This window comes from Gammaproteobacteria bacterium (assembly GCA_013696315.1).
Taxonomy (GTDB): Bacteria; Pseudomonadota; Gammaproteobacteria; order JACCYU01; family JACCYU01; genus JACCYU01.
In genome coordinates this window covers 1-2,758 of record JACCYU010000054.1, presented here as the reverse complement: position 1 = coordinate 2,758, position 2,758 = coordinate 1, and the positions used below count along the sequence as shown (strand labels likewise).

4 protein-coding genes are annotated in these 2,758 nt (G+C 59.2%); 3 read left to right on the top strand and 1 reads right to left on the bottom strand.

Annotated features, from left to right (window positions below):
• The first annotated feature begins 430 nt into the window (after nt 1-430).
• Both H0V34_03200 and H0V34_03195 read left to right on the top strand, forming a co-directional pair.
• Nucleotides 431-1,156 carry a TVP38/TMEM64 family protein gene (locus H0V34_03200; GenBank protein ID MBA2490743.1) on the top strand — a complete coding sequence of 242 codons (726 nt, stop codon included), beginning with the start codon at nt 431-433 and terminating at the stop codon, nt 1,154-1,156.
• Nucleotides 1,157-1,216: 60 nt separating this feature from the next.
• Nucleotides 1,217-1,822, top strand: a complete 606-nt coding sequence (locus tag H0V34_03195; GenBank protein MBA2490742.1) for a CDP-alcohol phosphatidyltransferase family protein — start codon at nt 1,217-1,219, stop codon at nt 1,820-1,822.
• A gap of 281 nt (nt 1,823-2,103) precedes the next feature.
• Here the strand turns inward: H0V34_03195 and H0V34_03190 are convergent, their stop codons facing one another.
• Entirely contained in the window at nt 2,104-2,268 is a 165-nt protein-coding gene (locus H0V34_03190; GenBank protein ID MBA2490741.1) for a transposase, read from the bottom strand.
• A 132-nt stretch (nt 2,269-2,400) separates the two neighbouring features.
• Here H0V34_03190 and H0V34_03185 point away from each other — a divergent pair, with 132 nt between their 5' ends.
• A complete protein-coding gene (locus tag H0V34_03185; GenBank protein ID MBA2490740.1) occupies nt 2,401-2,667 on the top strand; it encodes a transposase in 267 nt (88 codons plus the stop codon).
• The last annotated feature ends 91 nt before the right edge of the window (nt 2,668-2,758 follow it).

Genomic DNA, 2,758 nt, shown 5'->3' with positions numbered 1-2,758 from the left:
CCCAGAAACTGGAGCTGCACGGCCCCGCCGATTTCACGCGTTACGCGATCAAGGTCGGGCTGGTGCAGCCTTAAGAACTGCTCAGAAATCCGCTAGTCGCGCTTCGCTTGCCAGAAAATCGGGGGTTCCTTGTCGAATGTTACCCGCTGGTCCTGATTCGATTCTCTCCAGAATCATCTACAATCGTTTCAGTCGCTCGTTGCCCCTCCATCGGGCTGCGCAACTGCTGGCGGGTCACCGCGACTTGGTTAAAACTCCGATAATCGCATTTAACTCAAAGGCATCATGAATAGTATCCATGCGCAGTGTGTATGGTACAAGAACAAGACCGGTGTGGCTTACAAGCAAGGGCGAACATCGCCGGTTTTATCAAGGTCGCCGACACGATGCGCGCTTATGGCTTCGTGTAAGGCAAAAAGAGAGAACATTCATGGCTAACCTCAACAGGCGCGATCGCAACATACCTTGGTTGTGGATCGGCGTCGCACTGGCATTTGTCGCGCTCACCGCCGCTTGGGTTCTGCTCCCCGTCGGCGAATGGCTGAGTTCGTTTAATCAATGGGTGCAGGGTCTGGGCGTATGGGGCTACGTGATCTTCGCCGCGGTGTATATCATCGCTACCGTGATGCTGGCGCCGGGTTCGCCGTTGACGATCGCGGCCGGGCTCGCATTCAGCGGCTTCGGATTTCCGCTGGTTGTGATCGCCGCGACCATTGGGGCCGCGGCTGCCTTTCTGGTCGCGCGTTACCTGGCGAGGGCGCGGGTCGAACGCATGACCGAGCAGCGGCCCAAGTTCAAGGCCATCGACCAGGCGGTCACCGAGGATGGCTGGAAGGTGGTTATGCTCCTGCGCTTGAGTCCGCTGGTTCCATTCAACCTGCAGAATTATTTTTTCGGCGTCACCGATATCAAGTTCTGGCATTACGTCGCGGCGACCTTCGTCGGCATCATGCCGGGTACGGCGCTCTATGTGTATCTGGGCGCGATCGGGGCGGCGGCCGGGGGCGGCGGCGCGCAAGGAGGAATCCTTAAATGGACATTTTTTGGCATCGGCCTGATCGCGACCATTGTCGTAACGGTGCTGATCACCCGCAAGGCCAAGGCAAGACTCGAGAAGATCGGTCTCGAGGAGGGCGCGGCCAGTAGCGGCAAGTAACGGGTGCCGCGGTGCCGCGTCGGCATTAGAACAAATCCTCGGATAAGACGCGGTGTTTATATGCTCGACTCTCGCGCAAAAAATCTGATCCAGCCGCTGCTCGACCGGATCGCGCGCGTCTGTTTTGATCTCGGCGTCTCCGCGAATGCGCTGACCGTCGGGGGGATGATGTTAGGCGTCGCGGCCGCGGTCCTTGTCGCCGCGGGCTGGGCTTGGCTGGGCATTGCGGTACTCTGGCTATCGGGGTTGATCGATGCCGCCGACGGAACGCTCGCCAGATTAACGCGGCCCAGTCCACTGGGCGCGATCCTGGACATCACCTTCGACCGGGTCGTCGAAATCTCCATGATCCTGGCGCTCGCCTACCGCTTCCCCGGGGCTCGTTTCGAGTTAGTTGTATTAGCGGGCGTGATCGCGATCGCGATGTCGCTGTTCCTGTCCATTGGCGCGGCGGTCGCCAACGTCTCCGTTAAATCGTTTCACTACGCTCCGGGCCTGGGCGAGCGCACGGAGGCTTTCATCTGCTTGTCCGTCATGACGCTCGACGCGCAGCGTTTGGGTTTCTGGACCTGGGTCTTCATCGGCGTCATCACTTTTACCATGGCGCAACGCCTGATCCACGCGCGCGCCATACTGACTCCTTCGAAGGACCAACAAACCCTTTGATTACGGCACCCTAGTTATTTCGACCTTCAAGGCTTCTGAAGGCGCAAACTCCGGGAAAAGAGTTAATGTCAATTCTGGTGTACGGGGATCATGAGTCAGGCGGCCTTCCTGCGGATCGTTCGTACATCAGTTCCGTCAATGAATGTCACGCCGGCGATGAGGTCGGCAAGCTGACGAAAACCGCGCAGCCGCCGCCAGCGTTGCTGTGCGCTCATGGCCAGCTGGTGCATCAGACTCAACCCGCTGGTCACGCTGAGGCAGTTTCGGGTCTTCACCGTGCGTCAGCGGATGGTCGCAAAGGTTGACTCAATCGGATTGGTGGTGCGCAGAGGCTGCCAGTGCGCGGCCGGGAAAGCGTAGAAGGCGAGCACCTCGTCGCGATCCTTGACCAGGCAGTGCACCGCCTTGGGGTACTTTGCCTCAAAGGTAGCGACAAATCGATCCAACGCCCTCTCGGCATGGGCCCGGATGTCGGCCTTCCAGCATGCAGCGCCGTCTTCGCCTGGGTGTGCAGCTGTAATGCCCCCTTAAAATAGTGCCACGAGCAAGTAGAGTACTCACCGACCGAGGACTCTACGATGAAGACAAGCCGATTTACTGACAGCCAGATTCTGGCGATTTTGAAGGCAGCGGAAGCGGGCGTGGCGGTGACCGAGCTGTGCCGCCAGCACGGCATGAGCCAAGCCAGCTTTTATACATGGCGCGCCAAGTATGGCGGCATGGATGTGTCGCTCATGCGCCGGATGAAAGCGCTGGAAGACGAGAATCGGCGACTCAAGCGCATGTATGCCGAGACCTCGATGTCTAATGATCTGCTCAAGGAAGCCCTTGCAAAAAAGCTGTAGCGCCGCGCGCGCGGCGCACCTTAGCTCGCTTTGCGGTCTGCGACCGTCAAGCTTCTGTGCGGCTGGCCTGCAAGACCTTTCGGATCAGTCG